Below are 18,151 nucleotides of genomic sequence, written 5' to 3' on the forward strand. Positions count from 1 at the left end.
CCCTTACGTCTGCCGAAAGCACCGCGCTTTTGCGAATGCGCTATTCCCGCGTGGAGCGTTCGCTGCGCCGGTGCGGCTTGACGACATCGGCATAACCCTTGCTTTGCACAATGCGGCCGCACATCCAGGCGGCACATCAACCCAATCGCAAACAAGGAGACACGCCATGCAATGGACCACCCCTTCCTACACCGAGCTGCGTTTCGGCTTTGAAATCACGATGTATATCGCCAATCGCTGAGCGCGCAGTGGCGTGCCGCTCGCGAAGCCATTCAGGCCAGGCGGGCGGTGCGCGGTTTCCGGCAAGACGATGAATGCATGGACTGCTAACGAACAGGAAGCGGACCGGCCAGGTGCAGCCCGGTTCTCGAAGCGGTCGAAAAAGACATGGCCCGTATGAATTCCATAGAGCCCGATGCAGGCAGCGGCGTGCCGCTGCGTCCGCGCTTGCGCGGCATATACCGCTTGCAGTGGGAGGCGGCCCAGGACGCGTACGTGCTGCTTTATCCCGACGGGATGGTGAGGCTCAATTCGAGCGCCGGCGAAATACTCGCGCGCTGCGACGGCGCGCACGAACTCGACGAGATCATCGGCGAACTGGAGGGGCTCTACCGCACCTCCGAGCTTGCGCCCGACATCTATCGCTTTCTCGATCACGCGCGGCTGCGCGGCTGGCTCGACTGATCCGGCGCCTGGCGAGGCGCTAGATCATGCGCTGCAAGACGCGATCGTTGAGCACGAAACGATGATAGAGCGCGGCCGCCACATGCAGGCAGATGAGTCCGAACAGCACCCACGCCAGCACCCCGTGAACGTCGCCCATGGCGTGCCCGAACGACGAGCCGGAGGGCGAGAGCGCGGGCAGCGGAACGACGCCGAACAGCGTGAGCGCCCACGCGCGCGAGGAGGCATTGATCCACCCGAGCACGGGCACCGCAACGAGCAGCGCATACAAGCCGAAGTGCGTGAGGCCCGACACCGCGCGCAGCAGCGGCGGCTGCGCGTCGGCGGGCGGCCGATGCGTCGCGCGCCAGATCACGCGGCACGCCATCGCGGCAAGGAGCGCGACACCCACGCCCAGGTGCCACGCGATCTCGCCCGTGGGGCGCGTGTCGCGATGCACGTCGGGCATGGTCCAGCCGATCACGAACTGCGCCGCGACGAGGGCGACGACAAGCCAGTGAAGCAGACGCGCAACGACGTCATAGCGCGAATTGGCGGCACGTTGCATGGGCACTCCTTGCGGCGAGGATTCCGGTTGAAGTCGCCGATTTTAGAGCGCCCCCGCTTAACGGAGTATTAAGCTCACGTGACAGGTGCCACCCTCGCGCTCACAGCCACGTGCCGCCCTGGCGCTCGCTCGGTTCCTCGCCGAGCGCGTCGAAGTCGTGAATCCAGCCGAGATGGTGCATCACGCCCTCGCGCGTTCCGAGGCGTGCATTGCGCGCCTGCGCGGCCGGGCCGTCGGGCAGATGCAGCACGTCCGCCGTGGAGATCGACGCGTACTGCACCTTGCGCGTGCGGCCGCGGCGCAGGCGCTCGTACGCCTCCTGCGCCTCGCGCCAGTTGCCCGGTCCCGCCTTGGCCAGTTGCGCGGCGAGCACCACGGCGTCCTCGATCGACTGGTTCGCGCCCTGGCCGTGGTGCGGCACGAGCGCATGCGCGGCGTCGCCGATCAGGGTCACGCGGCCCTTGCTCCAGCGGCCGAGCGGCGGGCGATGAAAGAGGCCCCAGCGCTGGCTGACCGGCACCGCCGAAATCATCTGCACCACAGCCGGATGCCAGTCCTTGAAATGGCGCAACTGCTCGCCTTCGTTCGCCGGCATGACCCAGTCGCGCGACGGCCAGGGCGAGGGATGGCGTTCGACGAGCAGGAAATTCTGGTCGCCCTTGTCGCCAATCGGGTAGTGCAGCAAATGGCCGCCCGGCCCGACCCAGAACTGGATGGTCTCGGGGTCCGGCAGCAGGTCCATGCGTTCGGCCGGCACCACGCCGCGAAAGCCCGAGCAACCCGAATACAACACGTCGTCGTAGCCGAGCATCCAGCGCCGCGTGATCGAGCGCGCGCCGTCCGCGCCGATCACGAGATCGGCTTCCACGCGCTCGCCGTTTTCAAACGTGAGGCTCACGTGCTCCGGGTGCTGCGCGAGATCGACTAGACGATGGCTGAGCTTGATGCGATCGAGGCCGACGGCCCTGGAGAGCACCGTTTGCAGATCGGCGCGATGCACGCCCCAATACGAGCCGCCGAACTGCGAGCGGTAATCGGGCTCGCCGCGATGATGGCCGATGAGCGCGCCGCTGCGCCCGTCGCGATAGACGAGGCCGGGCACCTCGGCGCATACCTTTTCGAATTCGGGGCGCAGTCCCATGCGCTCATAGAAGCGCGTGGCGTTGGCGGAGAGCGCGACGGCCGCGCCCACCTCGCGCAGCTCGTCGGTCTGTTCGTAGAGCCGGGCATCGATGCCGTGCTCGCGCAGCGCAAGGGCAAGCGTGAGGCCGCCGATGCCCGCGCCGACGATAGCAATCTTCAGATCGATCTGTTTCATGGTGGTGTCTCCTATATCGGGTTTCCAGGCTTGAGCCTTTGACGGTATTGTCGGCACGCAACCTTCATCCCACAATAAAATGGGAGGAATCTGCTTCATCACTGGAATGAATGTATGGAACTGGGCGAGATCGACCTCAACCTGCTGCTGCTGTTTCAGCGGCTCATGCAGGAACGGCGCGTGGCGAGCGTGGCCGAACAGATGAACATGAGCCAGCCCGGCGTGAGCAACGCGCTCGCGAAACTGCGCCGCCTGCTTGGCGACCCGCTGTTCGTGCGCGGGCCGGGCGGCGTGGTGCCGACGCCCTTCGCGCTGCGGCTCGCGGAGCCGGTGGCGCAGGCGCTCGCCACGCTGCACGCGGCGCTCAACCCCGTAACCGGCTTCGATCCGTTGCGCGCCACGCGCACCATGACGATCGGCATGACCGATATTGGCGAAGTGGTGTTCCTGCCGGAGTTGCTGGAGCGGTTGTCGAGCGTGGCGCCGGGCGTGGCGCTCAACACGGTGCGCAACACGAGCGTCAATTTGAGCGACGAGATGGCCGAGGGCCGCGTCGATCTCGCCATCGGCTTGCTGCCGCAGTTAAAGGGCGGCTTCTACCAGCGGCGCCTGTTCGATCAGCGTTATGTCTGTCTCTTCAGGCGCGGCCATGCGCTCGAAAGCGCGCCGCTCACGCTCGCCGCGTGGCGCGAGGCCGAGCATCTCGTGGTCGTTTCGGCGGGCACGGGCCACGGCCAGGTGGACGACTGGCTCAAGCGGCGGGGCGTGCGCCGCCAGGTGCGGCTCACGGTGCCGCACTTCATGAGCGTGGGTTATATCCTGCAACGCACCGACCTCATCGCCACGGTGCCCGAGCGGCTCGCGCTGCAACTGGCCAGGCCGTTCGCGCTCGGCATGTGCGCGCTGCCCATGACGCTGCCCGCCGCGCCCATCCATCTGCTATGGCACGCGCGCGTTCAGCATGACGAAGGAAATCGCTGGCTACGCGATCTGGTGATCGAACTGTTTGCCGATACACCCGCGCCTGCGCGCAAGAGTCGATCGAAATAGTAAGGATCACTGATTAGAATGGCCGCGAACCCTTGCTACGGTTTGACGAGCACGCACCGGTTCTTGCCTTGCCGCTTCGCTTCATAAAGCCCGCGATCGGCGAGGCGGAACGTTTCAGGCACGCCGATCTGCCTCGCGATCCGCGCAATGCCGATGCTCACCGTCACGGTGTGCCCGGACCTGCACTCGCTTGCCACGGCGTCGCGAATCCGGTGAGCGAGCGTGTAAGCGCCTTGCCGGTCGCCTGAATAGATCACGCCGAATTCTTCACCGCCCAGGCGTCCGCAAACATGCGGGGTCGCGCAGTGCGCGATCGCCTGGGCTGCCGCAATCAGCACCTGGTCGCCCACGTCGTGCCCGGAGGTGTCGTTGATCTGCTTGAAGTCGTCGACGTCGATGAGCAGCAGCCAGTATTCGGCAGCCGATGGACGGCCACGACACTCGTCGATCGCCAGCATGAAACTGCGGCGATTGGGGATTTCGGTGAGCGCGTCGCGGTAGGCGAGCCGCGCCAGTTCTCGCTGCACGAGGAAGGTCTTTTTGCGCTCCTGTACGAACAGCACATTGAGCAGGAGCCCGAGCGCCAGGCCCGAGAGCGCGAACAGCGCGATCCAGTTGCGCTCCGGCGCGTTCAGCAGTTCGCTCACCGCGCCGCGAGAGATGATGAGCCAGACGACGAGCGCGCTTGCCACGTAGTTGCAGGAGCCCGAGAACACCGGGGCCATGCCCACTATGATGACAATGCCCATGGGGAGCACCCAGAACGCGGGGTGTTGCGTACCGGGCAGATTGGAGTGAAACGCGAGCGCCGTGAAGGCCGCACAGGCGAAGCGGCCGAACCCGTCCATGCGGCGGCCGCGCGATGCGTACGTGATGCCCATCGAAGCGAGCATGCCGCCGACCGCAATGAGCGTGTCCGGCGTGCTGAACCTCGCATTGGGATTGGCGAGGGCGCGCGACATGAGCCACGCCACGAGCCCGAACAGCTGCACCGCTACGGCGAGGTGGCGCGAGCTTTGCGCGGCGCTTTCCCAGAACAACTTTCGTTCTTCATCGTCCTCGAAGCGGCTATGCGTTCCGGGCAATCCGGTTCTCCGTGCGTGCGGCATGCCTGCGACCACCACTATTGAATAGCGTTGCGAATTTGCGCGGCGCATGGGTTGCCTCGCACGAGGCGACGGGCCTTGGCCGTTGAACCGGAGTGCCATGACGGGATATCGACACCCGTCCAGGCAGACTTTAGCGCAGTCCGCGCCCGACGCCGCGCGAGCCTGATCTGGCTCCCAATGGTTCTGCTCGCTGTCGTTCGATCGACACACCCGCTTGCCATTCCGGCGATTTCGTCATTTACATCACAATGTGATATAAATGACGGGGAGGGCGACACCACTGCTGCGCCCGGCAAGGGGAACCATGAGCGATTACAAGGGCGACCATAAAGGCGATCACCGGGGCGATTTCGCAACCGATGTCCGGCTCCTGCGCATCAGCGCCATCGCCGCCGCCGGCGGCGCCCTGAGCACCGTGGCGGCGGACTTCCTCCTGCATCTCATCCACTTCTTCACGAACCTGTTTTTCTTCCAGACGCTCTCCACCGCGAACCTCTCGCCCGCGCAGAACACGCTCGGCCTGCTCGTCGTCGTGGTTCCTGTCGTCGGCGGTCTGGTGGTGGGCTTGATCGCGCGCTACGGCTCGGAGCAGATTCGCGGCCACGGCATTCCCGAAGCCATCGAAGCCATTCTGTTCGGCAAGAGCAGGATGTCGCCGAAGGTGGCGGTGCTCAAGCCGCTCGCCTCGGCCATTGCCATCGGCAGCGGCGGGCCGTTCGGGGCCGAAGGCCCGATCATCATGACGGGCGGCGCGATCGGCTCGCTCATCGCGCAGTTCTTTCACCTTTCCGGCGCGGAGCGCAAGGCGCTTCTGGTCGCGGGCGCGGTGGCGGGCATGACCGCCGTGTTCGGCACGCCGGTTGCCGCCGTGCTGCTCGCCATCGAGCTTCTGCTCTTCGAACTGCGTCCGCGCAGCCTGTTGCCGGTCGCCATCGCCTGCGCCGTGGCGGGCTTCACGCGTCCGCTGCTGCTCGGCGACGGCCCGCTGTTTCCGCTGCACACGCTGCCGCTCGGTCCCATTGGCATCGTCTCTGCCGGCATTGCCGGGTTGATCGCGGGCGCGTTGTCCTGGGGTTTGTCCACGTGGCTCTACAAGGTCGAAGACCTCTTCGCCAGGCTGCCGATCCACTGGATGTGGTGGCCGGCGCTGGGCGCGGTCGCGGTCGGCATCGGCGGCTATTTTCAGCCGCGCACGCTGGGCGTGGGCTACGACGTGATCGGCGATCTCCTCCACAACCATCTCGCCATCCAGGTCGTGGTCGGCATCGTCGTCGTCAAGGCAATCATCTGGGTCATCGCATTGGCCTCCGGCACCTCGGGCGGCGTGCTCGCTCCGTTGCTCATGATGGGCGCGGGCGTCGGCGCGCTCGCCGCGCCGTACATGCCCGGCAACGAACCGGCGGTGTGGCCGCTCATCTTCATGGCGGCGGCGCTCGGCGGCATGATGCGCGCGCCCGTGATGGCCGCCGTGTTCGCGTTCGAGTTGACGGGCGACGCCAACGCGCTGCTGCCACTGCTCGCTTCGGCCGCCGTGGCATACGGCTTCACGGTGCTGCTGATGCGCCGCTCGATCCTGACCGAGAAAATCGCGCGCCGCGGCTATCACATCTATCGCGAATACAGTATCGACCCGCTGGAACGGCACTATGTGGAAGAGGTGATGACGAAAGGCGTCCAGACGATCGATGCGCGCTTGAGCGTGGCCGAGGTGCTGCGCGATTATTTCGGCGCGCAGCAAAAGTTCCGCGCGTTTCCCGTCGTGGCCGACGGCGTGCTCGTGGGCATGGCCGACCGCGCCTTGCTGGACCGCTCACCCGCCGGCATGAAGGAAGCGCCCATTGGCGGTCTGTTTTCCCAAGGCAGGCCCGAGATCGCGTTGCCCGGCGAGACATGCCGAAACGTGGCCGCGCGGCTCGCCATCACGGGCCTTGACCGCGTTCCCGTGGTTGAGGATGACAAGACTTTCCGCCTGCTCGGCATCGTATCCCGCCACGACCTGGTCAAGCCTTCCTTGTCGGTGTTCACGGAGGAGCGTGAACGGGAGCAGTTCCGGCGCGTGTGGGTGCCGCGCAGCGAGCGCTTCGCGCCCACCGGCAAACGGCCGGGCGCAACCGACGAGCACGCCGATGCGAATCGTTAGTGACCACTGGCAGCGTCCCACACCGGAGAAATAGATGCCTGATGAAGACAAAGCGGCGGGAAAAACAAAACGCGCAATCGGCTCCTTCCTGAAGTCGGTTGCGGCAAGCGTGATGTCCGAGCGCGACGCGCACCTGGGCGATGTGCCGAACGAATACTATGCGATGTGGCTCGACCCCAGAATGGTCTATTCGTGTGCATGGTTCGAAAACGGCGACGAAGACCTCACTACCGCGCAACTCAAGAAAATCGACCACGTGCTCACGAAAATCGGTTTGCGGCCTGACCACCGCCTGCTCGATGTCGATTGCGGCTGGGGGGCGCTCGTGATCCGCGCCGCCGAAAAGTTCGGCGCACGCTGCACGGGCATCACGCAGTCGAGGAACCAGTTCGAATGGGCCACCGAGTGCGTCAAGGCGGCGGGCCTTGCCGACCGGGTCGACATCCGTCTGCAATCGTACGCCGATGTGAGAGGCCGATTCGACCGTATTACGAGCCTGGGCGTGTTCGAGTGCGAGGGCCGCAGCGATCTTCAGGATTACGTGACAGTCTTGCAGGAGCGTCTCGCGGCCGACGGCGTGCTCGTGAGTCACGGCATCACGACAACGGGGCCGGGCAGCATCGACTCGCGCTTCGGGCTCGACAACGGCGCGTATCTCGCGCGCCATCTTTACCCCGACGACGAACTGCCCGACCTGGGCTATGCGTTGACGGCGATGCGCGAAAGCGGCATCGAAGTGTCGAACATCCAGAACCTGCGGCGCCATTGCGTGAGGACGCTGCACTTGTGGGAGGCGAACTTCCGCGCGAAGGAACTGGCGTTGCGCCAGCTCGTGAACGACCGCAAGTATCAGACTTGGTGCACGTATCTGCGCGACTGGGCCACGGCGTTCGAGCGCGACGACGTGTCGATCTACGAGATCGTGGGCCGCAAGGTGGGCACGCGCGCGAGCGCATTGCCCTGGCCGGGCGCGGCGGGCTGAACGGCCGCGCCCGTATTCGCAACGAGCGCGTCCCGCAGGCGCCCTAGCGCGTTTCGCGCACCGAACGCGGATGCCACAGGCGCGCGCCGCCCTCGATGCCCCGGTCGTTCGACACGGTGGCCACGTTCGGCGGCAGCTCGAACGTGAGGCGCGATGCGTTGCCGCCGCCTATCCACAGCTTGTCGTAGTGCACGAGCGAGTCGAGAACGCCGATGATCTTCTCGACGCGCTTGTTCCAGCGTTTTTTGCCCGCCTTGCGTCGCGCGGCGTCGCCGATGTACTCGTCGTACGCGTGGTTCTTGCTGACCGGGTGATGCGCGAGTTCGAGGTGGGGCATGAGCTCGCCGTCGCGGAACATCGCCGTGCCCACGCCCGTGCCGAGCGTCATGACGAACTCCAGACCGCGCCCTTCGATGGCGGCGAGGCCCTGCATTTCCGCGTCGTTGATCATGCGCACGGAAGGGATGCCGAGGCGCTCGCCGAGCATCTGGGCGAGCGGCACGTCGTTCCAGCCATCGGGCCCGAGATGCGGGGCGGTGAGCACGCGATTGTTGCGCACGAAACCAGGGAAGCCGATCGAAACATGCGTGGGCGGATACGCCTCGACCAACGGCGCGACGAGCGTGCAAAGCGTTTCGACGAGCAGCGCGGGCGGGCAGGGGTGGGGCGTCGCCACGCGCGCACGCGGGGTGCGCATGTTGCCGTCCGCATCGATGATCGCGGCCTTCAGGCCGGTGCCGCCGATGTCGATGGCGAGAATGTTTTCGATGCCGCTCGATGCGCGCGATTGGCGTGCGGGCGCTTTTGCGGTCTTCTTTGCAGCGGCTTTCACCGGTTTCTTCGCGGGGGCTTTCGCCGCTTTTTTCGCCGGGGCTTTCACCGCGGCTTTCACATTGGCCATGCATCCTCCATTGCTGTCGGGTTCACTGCTTTTCGGGTGCTTGCGGCTTGTGCGGCTCGTGCGGCTCATCCGGCGCCAACGAGCGCCAGGCGTGGCCGTCGCGCGCGAGCAGCGCATCGGCTTGCGCCGGGCCGGCGCTGCCCGCCGCATAGTCGTGCACCGTAACCGACGCGCCGTGCGGTGGATGCAGTACGCCATCCACGGCCGCCCAGGCGGCTTCCACGCCGTCGGCGCGCTGAAAGAGCGTCGGGTCTCCGAGCATGCAATCGTACAGCAGTGTCTCGTAGCCGACATTGGCGTGTTCCGCGAAGAAGTCGTCGTAGTCGAAGGTGGAGTGCACCGCGCCGATCTGCACGACCGGCCCCGGCGTCTTGACGTTGAAGTCGAAGCTCGTGCCGTGCGTGGGGTCGATGCGCAGCGTCAGCACGTTGGGCGTGAGCGCGTCCACGGGCGTGTCGCGGAAAAGGCGAAACGGCACGCGCTTGAGCTGCACCGAGATTTCCGTGCGCCGCGAGGCGAGCCGCTTGCCGGTGCGCAGATAGAACGGCACGCCCGCCCAGCGCCAGTTGTCGATCTGCACGCGCGCGGCGGCGTAGGTTTCGGTGCGGCTGTCCTTCGCGACATCGGGTTCGTCGCGGTAGGCCACGCCCGCCGCGCCCTGGCCGTACTGCCCGAACACCACGTCGTCGGGCGTGAGCGGCTTGAGCGCGTCGAATATTTCCGCTTTGCGGTTGCGCACCGCTTCGGCGTCGAAGGAATTGGGCGGCTCCATCGCGACCATGCCGAGCAACTGGAACAGATGGTTCGGCACCATGTCGCGAAACGCGCCGGTCGGCTCGTAGAAGCGGCCGCGCCCCTCCACGCCGATCACCTCGGAAGCCGTGATCTGCACGCAGTCGATGTATTCGCGCCGCCACACCGGCTCGAACAGCGCGTTGGCGAAGCGCACGGCGAGAATGCTCTGCACGGTGTCCTTGCCGAGGAAATGGTCGATGCGATAGACCTGCGATTCGTTCATGAAGCTCAGCAGGTGAGCGTTCAGGTCGCGGGCAGAGGCGAGGTCGGCGCCAAACGGCTTTTCGATCACGACGCGGCGAAACGCGCCGTTGCCCGCCTGGCTTTCGTCGAGCAAACCGGCCTTGCCGAGCCGTTCGATGATCGGCTTGAAGAAGCGCGCGCCCACGGCGAGGTAGAACACGACGTTGCCGGCGCCCTGGCCGGCCGTCTTGCCGCCCAGTTGCTGCGCGAGACGCGCATACGTCGCGTCGTCCTCGAATTCGCCCGCCATGTATTGCAGGCGGTCGCCAACCCAGTTCCAGGCCTCTTCGTCGAGCTTGCCGGCGTGGAAGGTGCTCGCCTTGTCGGCGGCGAAGGTTTGCAGCGCGCCGTGCAGGTCGTCGCGCCAGGCCTGCGTTGCGCGCTCGCCATGATTGACGCCGATGATCTTCGTGGCGTCGTCGAGCAGGCGGTCGACGGCGAGGTTGTACAGCGCGGGCATCAGCAGGCGCTGGGTGAGGTCGCCGCCCGCGCCGAAGATGACGAGCGTGCAGGGCGGCGCCGGGTGCCTGCCGGCCGGCGAGGCGGGCGCGCCATGGGGATGGGAGGCCACTTTGGCGCTCGGCGTGGCAGGCGTGGATCTGGCGTGATGGCGGGTGGGCGGATTCGTCGGCATGATCGGGCTTCAGTGGATTGGGAGGTCGGAACCTTCACGGGTAGCAAATGCGATGCCTCGAATCGCCGCGCGCCTGTAGGTGTTCTGTAATGCGCCCGGAGATTCGACGGCGGCGCAAGCGGCCGGGGCGGTGTAAAGTCGGCGTTCGTCCGCAACGCATCCTGGCAAGGAGAAACGATGAGCGAGCCGCACGACGGGAAACCAGCAGGCTTTGCCAAAGGGCTCACGAACTATGGCGACCGTGAGTTCAGCGTCTATCTGCGCCGCACGTTCGCAAGCTCGATGGGCTACAGCCGCGAGATGCTCGATCGTCCCATTGTAGGCATTGCGCATTCGGCCAGCGGCTTCAACAACTGCCATCGCCACTTTCCCGAGATGATCGAAGCGGTCAAGCGCGGCGTGCTGGCCGCGGGCGGCCTGCCGATCGAGTTTCCGACCATCTCGCTCGGCGAGACGTTTCTCACGCCCACGAGCCTTAAATTCCGCAACCTGATGTCGATGGACGTCGAGGAAATGACGCGCGCGCAGCCCATGGACGCGGTCGTGCTGCTGGGCGGCTGCGACAAGACCGTGCCCGCGCAGCTCATGGGCGCGGCTTCGGCGAACCTGCCCGCCGTGCAGCTCGTGGCGGGGCCGATGTCCACGAGCCGGCATCGCGGCGAGCGGCTTGGCGCCTGCACCGATTGCCGCCGCTTCTGGGCGAAGTTCCGCGCCGGGGATATCGACGCCGACGAGATCGACACGGTGGAGCGGCGTCTCGCCTCGACGGCGGGCACCTGCGCGGTGATGGGCACGGCCAGCACGATGGCGATCATCGCCGAAACGCTCGGCATGATGCCCGCGAACAGCGCCGCCTGCCCGGCCGTGGATGCCGACCGCCTGCGCATTGCCGAGGAAACCGGCCGCGTGGCGTTCAACCTGATCGCGAACCCCATCCGGCCGAGTGAGATCATCACGCCGCGCTCGGTGGAGAACGCGCTGCGCGTGCTGCTCGCGATCGGCGGCTCGACCAATGCGGTGATCCACCTCACGGCGATCGCGGGGCGCCTTGGCATCCAGGTCGATCTCCAGCACCTGAACGCGCTGAGCGAAACGACGCCGGTGCTGGTCGACCTGAAACCGACCGGTCAGCACTACATGGAGGACCTGTACGCGGCGGGCGGCGTGCCCGCGATCCTGCGCGAACTCAAGCCGCTGCTGCATCTGGATTGCCGCATGGTGACGGGCGAGACGCTCGGCGAGCGGCTCGACGCGGTGAGCTGGGTGGATCGCGAGGTGGTGCGGCCCGCCGCGCAGCCGGTGCGCGAAACCGGCGGGCTCGTCGCGCTGTTCGGCAATCTCGCGCCGCGCGGGGCGATCCTCAAGCGCTCGGCCGCCGACCCGGCGCTGTTCGAGAAGGAAGGGCGCGCCGTGGTGTTCAGTTCGCTGGAGGACCTGGCAAACCGCATCGACAGCGACGCGCTCGACGTCACGCCCGACGACTTTCTGGTGCTGCAAAACGCCGGGCCCACGAGCGAGGCGGCGATGCCCGAGGCGGGCTATCTGCCGATTCCGCGCAAGCTCGCGCGCGCGGGCGTGAAGGACATGGTGCGCCTGTCCGATGCGCGCATGAGCGGCACCGCCTACGGCACGATCGTGCTGCACATCACGCCCGATGCGGCCTCGGGCGGCCCGCTCGGCCTCGTGCGCAGCGGCGACCGCATCCGTCTGAGCGTGTCGAAGCGCTCGCTCGAACTGCTTGTGCCCGACGACGAACTCGCGCGGCGGCGCGAGGCGCAACCGCCGCGCGCGCTGCCGCGGCATACGCGCGGCTATGCGAGTCTTTACGAGCGCGAGATTCTCCAGGCCGACGAGGGCTGCGATTTCCGCTTCCTCAAGTCGTCAGGATGACTGATCAAGCAGCAGTGACAGGCATCGGGTTGGCGGCGCTTGCCGGTCACGCTTGCGCGAAACGCGCCTGATCGAGATCGGCGATGAGCGTCGGCCCCGTGGCGCGCCAGCCAAGGCGCGCCTGGGTGAGCGCGCTCGAAGCGGGCATGTCCATGCCGACGAACATGCCCATCCAGCCGAAATGCGCGGCGGTTTCTTCGGGCGCGATCGACACGGCGGGCAGGTTCAGTCCGCGGCCCAGCGCTTCGGCAATGACGCGGCTTGCTACGCCTTCCTCGCCCACCGCGTGATAGCGTGCCCCCGCCGCGCCCTTTTCGACGGCGAGACGGTACAGCCGCACGACGTCCGAGAGATGCCCGGCCGGCCAGCGGTTCTGGCCGTCGCCCACATAGGCGCACACGCCCTTCTCGCGCGCGATGGCGACGAGTGGCGTGATGAGCCCCTGCCGGAACGGGTTGTGCACTTGCGGCAGGCGCATCACGCCTACGTTGAGCCCTTGCTCCAGCAGCGCTTGCGCGGCGAGTTCGGAGGCGAGACGCGGATTGCGATGGCCCGGATTGAAGACGTCCTCGCTGGCGGGCTCGCCGTGCTCGCCCAGGCCCGCGCCCGTGCCGGAGGTGACGATCAGCGCGCGGCTCGAACCCGCGAGCGCCGCGCCGAGCGCCGCGATGGCGCGCCGGTCCTTCTCGCAGTTTTCGAGGAAGCGCGAGAAGTCGTGATCGAAGGCCGCGTGGATCACGGCGTCCGCGCGCGCCGCGCCGCTGCGCAGGCTTTCCGGGTCCTCCAGCGTGCCGTGGTGGACTTCGGCGCCCGCTTTGGCCAGCGCTTGCGCGCCCGCCTCGGAACGGGTCATGCCGATCACCTCGTGGCCGGCGCCGATGAGTTCGGGCACGAGCGCCGAGCCGATGAAACCGGTCGCTCCGGTCAGAAAAATACGCATGGTCAACTCCCTGGTGGTGACGTGACGTGCGTACTATCCTTGGAATTCTTATACCGTTAAAGTAGTGAGATCATCATAGTAAGATGACTAACAGGCTTTCCATTCCCATCCATTCGGCCAGTTCCCTCGGCGACTTTCTCAGGCGTTGCCGCACGCGCCTGGACCCCGCCAGCTTTGGCTTTAGCGGGCGCAGGCGCACGCCGGGGCTGCGCCGCGAAGAAGTCGCGCAGCGCGCCAACATCAGCCCGACCTGGTACACGTGGCTGGAGCAGGGGCGCGGCGGCGCACCCTCGGCGGAGGTGCTCGAGCGCATTTGCAGCGCGTTGATGCTCACCGACCCCGAACGCGAACACCTCTTCATGCTGGGCCTCGGGCGGCCGCCCGAAGTGCGCTACCGGCCGGTTGACGGGGTCAATCCACGGCTGCAACGCCTGCTCGATTCGCTCAGCTTCAGTCCCGCCATCGTCAAGACCGCCACGTGGGATGTCGTGGCGTGGAATCGCGCGGCCGCCGTCGTGTTGACCGACTACGGCAAGCTGCCCGCCGGCCAGCGCAATATCCTGCGTTTCCTGTTCTGCAACCCCGACGTGCGCGCGAAACAGCACGACTGGGACAGCGTGGCGCGTTTCGTGGTGGGGGCGTTTCGCGCCGATGTCGCGCGCGCGGGGGGCGTGTCGGCAGTGGGCGAGCTGGTGGATGAACTGTGCAGCGTGAGCCCCGAGTTCGACGCCCTGTGGCGCGACAACGAAGTCCATACGCATGGCGAAGCCGCCGCGGTCAAACGCCTGCACCATCCGACGCTCGGGCTGGTGGAGCTGGAGCAGTCGGCGTTTTCCGTCGATGGCCGCCCGGACCTGCACATGATCGTCTACAACCCGACCGATGCGGGCCAGGCCGCGCACATCCGCGCGTTGATCGAGGAGGCGGCCGGGGCGGTGGCTTGAGCGGTGGCTTGAGCAGTGACCTGAGGCATCCGGCCTGACCCGGCCCGGCTAGACGCGCGGCAGATCGTCCATCGATTTTTCGACGCTGCCGTCGGGCACTTCCATGTCGATGCCGTCGATGCCATTGGGATGCGGAACCGGCTTGATCTTCGGCCCGAGGTAGCGCCTGCCGCCCAGCGTGAAAACGGAATACACCACGGCGCCCGAGCGGATGTCCTGCGTGACGGCCGCGATCTCGGAGATTTTCGGCTGCGAGAGCCAGTCGTGCGTCTGGGGGTCGATTGCCGCCCAGCGCACATGCGTCACGCGGTCCGTGGAAGCGCTGATGCGCACGCCGTCGATACCATATGTAGCCATTGCCGTCCCCTCCGAGCGCACATAGTTATGGTAGTCCGTTGCTACTCCGATAGCCAGTGACCGGCAAGCGGCGGAAAATGCCTTAATCTGGCCTGACCCCAATGGACCGGCCGATCGGCAAGGAGGACGCGATGGACGAAGGGCACGCAGCCGCTGTGAGCCAGGCAGGCGCGCCGCCGCCGCGAGGCTGGCGCGCGATATTCACGGTGGCGCAATGGCTGCCGGGCTACCGGCTGCCCTGGCTCGGCGCGGATCTCGTGGCGGGCGTCACGCTGGCCGCGTATGCCATTCCCGTGTCGCTCGCCTATGCGACGCTCGCGGGGTTGCCGCCGCAATTCGGCATTTACTGCTACCTGGTCAGCGGTATCTGCTATGCGTTGTTCGGCTCGTCGCGCCAGTTGGCCATTGGGCCCACGTCGGCGATCTCGATGCTGGTGGGCGTGACGGTCGTCGATCTCGCGGGCGGCGATGCGGCGCGTTTCGCATCGATTGCCGCGTTGACGGCGCTGCTCGTCGCGCTCATGTGCCTGATCGGGTGGCTGCTGCGGTTAAGCTCGCTCGTCAACTTCATCAGCGAAACCATTCTGCTCGGCTTCAAGGCCGGTGCCGCGCTGACCATCGCGCTCACGCAGTTGCCCAAGCTCTTTGGCGTGAAGGGCGGCGGAGAGGCGTTCTTCGAACGTATCGCGGTTCTGGCGGGCCAGCTACCGCAGACTCATTTCGTCGTGCTTGCGTTTGGCATCGGCACGTTGGCGCTGTTGCTGCTCGGCGAAAAATATCTGCCGGGGCGGCCGGTCGCCTTGATCGTGGTGGCGCTCTCCATCGTTGTGCTAACGGTTACGCCACTGGGGGCGATGGGCTTCTCCGTTGTGGGCGCGCTGCCGCGCGGCTTGCCCGATTTGCGGCTGCCTGGCGTGCGCGTCAGCGACGTGGACGGCATCGTGCCGCTCGCGTTCGCATGTCTGTTGCTCTCGTATGTGGAGAGCGTCTCGGCGGCGCGCGCGATCGCGCAAAAGAACGGCTACGAGATCGATCCGCGCCAGGAACTGCTCGGACTCGGCGCGGCGAATCTCGCCGTGGGGCTCTTTCATGGCTATCCGGTGGCGGGCGGCCTGTCGCAATCGTCCGTCAACGACAAGGCCGGTGCGAAGACGCCGCTCGCGCTCGTGCTCGCCTCGGCTGCCATCGGCCTGTGCCTCATGTTCCTCACCGGCCTGCTGACCAATCTGCCCAATGTCGTGCTCGCGGCGATCGTGCTGGTGGCCGTCAAAGGCCTGATCGACGTGCGCGAGCTGCGCCACCTGTGGCGCGTGAGCCGCTATGAGTTCGCGGTCTCGATGGTCGCGTTCGTCGCCGTCTTGCTGCTGGGCATTCTCAATGGCGTGATCGTCGCGGTGCTCGCTTCGATGCTGCTGCTCATCGGGCGCGCCGCGCATCCTCACGTGGCGATTCTCGGGCGCATTCCCGGCACGCACCGCTATTCGGATGTCGAGCGTCATCCCGACAACGAGGCGATACCCGGCGTGCTGATGTTCCGCGTGGAGGCGTCGCTGCTGTACTTCAACAGCGACGCCGTGCGCGCCGCCGTATGGGAAGCGGTTCGCCGCGCGCCGTGGGCCGTCAAACTGGTGATCGTCGATTTGTCCAATTCCCCGGCCGTGGATATCGCGGGCGCGCGCATGCTCGCGACCTTGCACGCGGGGCTTGCCGAGGCGGGCGCGATCCTCAGGATCGTCGCCGCGCATGGCAGCGCGCGCGACATGCTGCGCGCGGAAGGGCTGGAGCAGCAGGTGGGCCATATCGGCCGCAGCGCCTCGGTGGACGATGTGATCGCCGCGTATCTGCACGAGTTCGATCCCGGCGCCCCGGCGTCGCCCGGCCGCCCCTGATGGTGCCTGATGGTCCCTGATCGCCCTTGATGGTTCGGTTGACTTATCATCGTTCGGGCAGTCCGTCGCGTCCGCCACCTTTCGACGAGGTCTCATGAGCAACGCCAGCAACGCCAGTCACGCCCGGCAAGACGAATCCGAAAAGCGCGAGCCGGTTCTCAACACCGTGGACCGCGTGACCGAACTGTGTTTCGGCCTCTTCATGGCCTTGACCTTCGTGGGCGCGGTCAAGGCGGTTTCGACGGGCGAAGACCTCGGGCGCAAGATGTTCTTTTCCGCGCTCGGATGCAACCTGGCGTGGGGTCTCGCCGACGCGGTGATGTTCCTCGTGCGCACGCTTGCCGATCGCGGGCAACGCCTCACGCTCGCGCTGACCGTGAAGCGCGAGCGCGACCCGGCCGCCGCCGTCCGCTCATTGCGCGACGCCTTGCCGAGGGCGCTGGAGCCGCTCGTCGACGACGCCGAACTCGAACTCATTCGCGTGCGCCTCGCGGCCGTGCCCACGCTGCCGCCGCGCGCGCATCTGGTGCGCAACGACCTGCTCGGCGCGCTCGGCATTTTTTTGCTTGTCGTCGTCTCGACCTTCCCGGTGGCGCTGCCGTTTCTCGTCGTCAGGGATCATGTCACGGCGCTCGTCATCTCGCGCGTGCTCACGCTGGCGATGCTGTTCGGCGCGGGCTATGCGCTCGGCCGCTACACGGGCGCGGGTGCGCTGCGGGCGGGCCTTGCCATGACGGTGCTCGGCGTCGTGCTGACCGCGGCGATCATTGCGCTGGGCGGCTAGCCGAAGGGCGTGCGCGGCTCAAACACGCTCGCGCAGCGGCAGGCGCCGCAGGTCGTCGGTCAACGGAACGCTCGCGAGTATCACGAGCACCACCGACAAGGGCACGCCCGCCGCGAAGCCGAAATGGCGGAAGGCCAGCGCGCCCAGCGTGCCGCCCACGAGGAACATGGCGAGCAGGGAGCCGAGCACGCGCACGCGCTGCATGTCGGCCGCCACGTGATGCCCGGCGGCCACGGGCACGCCCCAGTTCCAGTACAGCGCCTTGCCCAGTTCGATGCCCAGGTCCGTCACGATGCCGGTGACGTGCGTGGTGCGGATTTCGGCGTGCGAGATTTTCGTGATCATGGCGTTTTGCACGCCCATGACATAGCAGAGCAGCGCGACCGTGACCGGCACGAACAGCACGCGGTGCACTTCCAGATTCGCGCCGAGGGCGGCAAAGCACAGCAGCAGGGCGGCTTCGAGCAGCAGCGGCAAGGCGTAGACGCTGTGCGCGCCGCGGCGGCGTCCCCAGTTGATCAGGATGGCCGAGGTCGCCGCGCCGCTGGCAAAGGCGATCACGGAGCTGATCGCGGCCAGCGCGATGCCGAAATCGCCGAGCGCGACGTTGTCCGCGAGCGACGAAACGATGCCCGACATGTGCGAGGTGTACTGCCCGACCGCGAGAAACCCGCCCGCGTTGATCGCGCCGGCCACCCAGGCGAGCGCGCGGCCGAGCCGCAGGTTGGCCCGCTCGGTGCGGTCGACTGAGGTGAAGCTGCGCAGGTAATGGATAGGCACGGCGGCTTTCCGGGCGGCGGGCGTGAAGTGAGATAGTGTACGACGCTCGCCTTGGGCGCGGCCTGGCCCCACGCCTTGCCGGATATGCGGCGAGTTGTCGCACGGTCGGTCGGGAAACGCCGCCGGATCGCCGTTTTCCGGATTGACCCCCAGGCGCTTTAAAT

General features: G+C 66.8%; 17 protein-coding genes. 9 read left to right on the forward strand and 8 right to left on the reverse strand.

Translation table 11 applies throughout. The annotated features are described in order from the left end of the window. Window positions 1-166: 166 nt before the first annotated feature. Both pqqA and pqqD read left to right on the forward strand, forming a co-directional pair. Window positions 167-241 (forward strand): pyrroloquinoline quinone precursor peptide PqqA, encoded by a 75-nt coding sequence (gene pqqA, locus C7402_RS30740; protein WP_116613455.1) that lies wholly within the window; start codon window positions 167-169, stop codon window positions 239-241. Between the two features lie 155 nt (window positions 242-396). Then, window positions 397-684 (forward strand): pyrroloquinoline quinone biosynthesis peptide chaperone PqqD, encoded by a 288-nt coding sequence (gene pqqD / locus C7402_RS30745; RefSeq protein WP_116613327.1) that lies wholly within the window; start codon window positions 397-399, stop codon window positions 682-684. A 19-nt stretch (window positions 685-703) separates the two neighbouring features. On the opposite strand, the gene C7402_RS30750 is transcribed toward pqqD, so the two are convergent. Further along, the gene (locus C7402_RS30750) at window positions 704-1,231 is read right to left on the reverse strand and encodes a cytochrome b (RefSeq protein ID WP_116613328.1); all 528 of its coding nucleotides are present in this window, start codon (window positions 1,229-1,231) and stop codon (window positions 704-706) included. 100 nt (window positions 1,232-1,331) lie between these two features. After that, window positions 1,332-2,549, reverse strand: coding sequence for an FAD-dependent monooxygenase (locus C7402_RS30755; protein ID WP_112173681.1), 1,218 nt, complete (start codon window positions 2,547-2,549; stop codon window positions 1,332-1,334). Between the two features lie 114 nt (window positions 2,550-2,663). On the opposite strand from C7402_RS30755, the gene C7402_RS30760 reads away from it, so the two are divergent. Further along, on the forward strand, window positions 2,664-3,599 hold the full coding sequence (locus C7402_RS30760) for a LysR family transcriptional regulator (RefSeq protein WP_116613329.1): 936 nt from the start codon (window positions 2,664-2,666) through the stop codon (window positions 3,597-3,599). 35 nt (window positions 3,600-3,634) lie between these two features. Here C7402_RS30760 and C7402_RS30765 read toward each other — a convergent pair whose 3' ends face one another. Next, window positions 3,635-4,684, reverse strand: a complete 1,050-nt coding sequence (locus C7402_RS30765; protein ID WP_165842029.1) for a GGDEF domain-containing protein — start codon at window positions 4,682-4,684, stop codon at window positions 3,635-3,637. A gap of 328 nt (window positions 4,685-5,012) precedes the next feature. Between C7402_RS30765 and C7402_RS30770 the strand changes: the two genes are divergently transcribed. Both C7402_RS30770 and C7402_RS30775 read left to right on the forward strand, forming a co-directional pair. Further along, the gene (locus tag C7402_RS30770; protein WP_116613331.1) at window positions 5,013-6,848 is read left to right on the forward strand and encodes a chloride channel protein; all 1,836 of its coding nucleotides are present in this window, start codon (window positions 5,013-5,015) and stop codon (window positions 6,846-6,848) included. A gap of 34 nt (window positions 6,849-6,882) precedes the next feature. Beyond that, window positions 6,883-7,830, forward strand: a complete 948-nt coding sequence (locus C7402_RS30775; RefSeq protein ID WP_112173685.1) for an SAM-dependent methyltransferase — start codon at window positions 6,883-6,885, stop codon at window positions 7,828-7,830. Between the two features lie 43 nt (window positions 7,831-7,873). Here the strand turns inward: C7402_RS30775 and C7402_RS30780 are convergent, their stop codons facing one another. After that, complete coding sequence (locus C7402_RS30780) at window positions 7,874-8,731, reverse strand: ROK family protein (protein ID WP_116613332.1); 858 nt, start codon at window positions 8,729-8,731, stop codon at window positions 7,874-7,876. A gap of 22 nt (window positions 8,732-8,753) precedes the next feature. Then, complete coding sequence (gene zwf, locus C7402_RS30785; RefSeq protein WP_116613333.1) at window positions 8,754-10,403, reverse strand: glucose-6-phosphate dehydrogenase; 1,650 nt, start codon at window positions 10,401-10,403, stop codon at window positions 8,754-8,756. A gap of 177 nt (window positions 10,404-10,580) precedes the next feature. Between zwf and C7402_RS30790 the strand changes: the two genes are divergently transcribed. Next, window positions 10,581-12,293 carry a dihydroxy-acid dehydratase gene (locus tag C7402_RS30790; RefSeq protein WP_116613334.1) on the forward strand — a complete coding sequence of 571 codons (1,713 nt, stop codon included), beginning with the start codon at window positions 10,581-10,583 and terminating at the stop codon, window positions 12,291-12,293. Between the two features lie 46 nt (window positions 12,294-12,339). Here the strand turns inward: C7402_RS30790 and C7402_RS30795 are convergent, their stop codons facing one another. Next, the gene (locus tag C7402_RS30795; protein ID WP_116613335.1) at window positions 12,340-13,233 is read right to left on the reverse strand and encodes an SDR family oxidoreductase; all 894 of its coding nucleotides are present in this window, start codon (window positions 13,231-13,233) and stop codon (window positions 12,340-12,342) included. Window positions 13,234-13,316: 83 nt separating this feature from the next. Here C7402_RS30795 and C7402_RS30800 point away from each other — a divergent pair, with 83 nt between their 5' ends. Further along, a complete protein-coding gene (locus C7402_RS30800; RefSeq protein WP_112173690.1) occupies window positions 13,317-14,177 on the forward strand; it encodes a helix-turn-helix transcriptional regulator in 861 nt (286 codons plus the stop codon). A gap of 48 nt (window positions 14,178-14,225) precedes the next feature. Here C7402_RS30800 and C7402_RS30805 read toward each other — a convergent pair whose 3' ends face one another. Continuing rightward, complete coding sequence (locus C7402_RS30805; RefSeq protein ID WP_116613336.1) at window positions 14,226-14,534, reverse strand: hypothetical protein; 309 nt, start codon at window positions 14,532-14,534, stop codon at window positions 14,226-14,228. A 131-nt stretch (window positions 14,535-14,665) separates the two neighbouring features. Between C7402_RS30805 and C7402_RS30810 the strand changes: the two genes are divergently transcribed. Next, on the forward strand, window positions 14,666-16,423 hold the full coding sequence (locus C7402_RS30810) for a SulP family inorganic anion transporter (protein WP_116613456.1): 1,758 nt from the start codon (window positions 14,666-14,668) through the stop codon (window positions 16,421-16,423). Between the two features lie 94 nt (window positions 16,424-16,517). Then, a complete protein-coding gene (locus C7402_RS30815) occupies window positions 16,518-17,207 on the forward strand; it encodes a VIT1/CCC1 transporter family protein (RefSeq protein WP_116613337.1) in 690 nt (229 codons plus the stop codon). An 18-nt stretch (window positions 17,208-17,225) separates the two neighbouring features. Here the strand turns inward: C7402_RS30815 and C7402_RS30820 are convergent, their stop codons facing one another. Next, window positions 17,226-17,987, reverse strand: coding sequence for a YoaK family protein (locus tag C7402_RS30820; RefSeq protein WP_112173694.1), 762 nt, complete (start codon window positions 17,985-17,987; stop codon window positions 17,226-17,228). Between the last annotated feature and the right edge of the window lie 164 nt (window positions 17,988-18,151).

It is taken from the genome of Paraburkholderia unamae, from assembly GCF_003096875.1.
In the GTDB taxonomy this organism is placed as follows: domain Bacteria; phylum Pseudomonadota; class Gammaproteobacteria; order Burkholderiales; family Burkholderiaceae; genus Paraburkholderia; species Paraburkholderia unamae.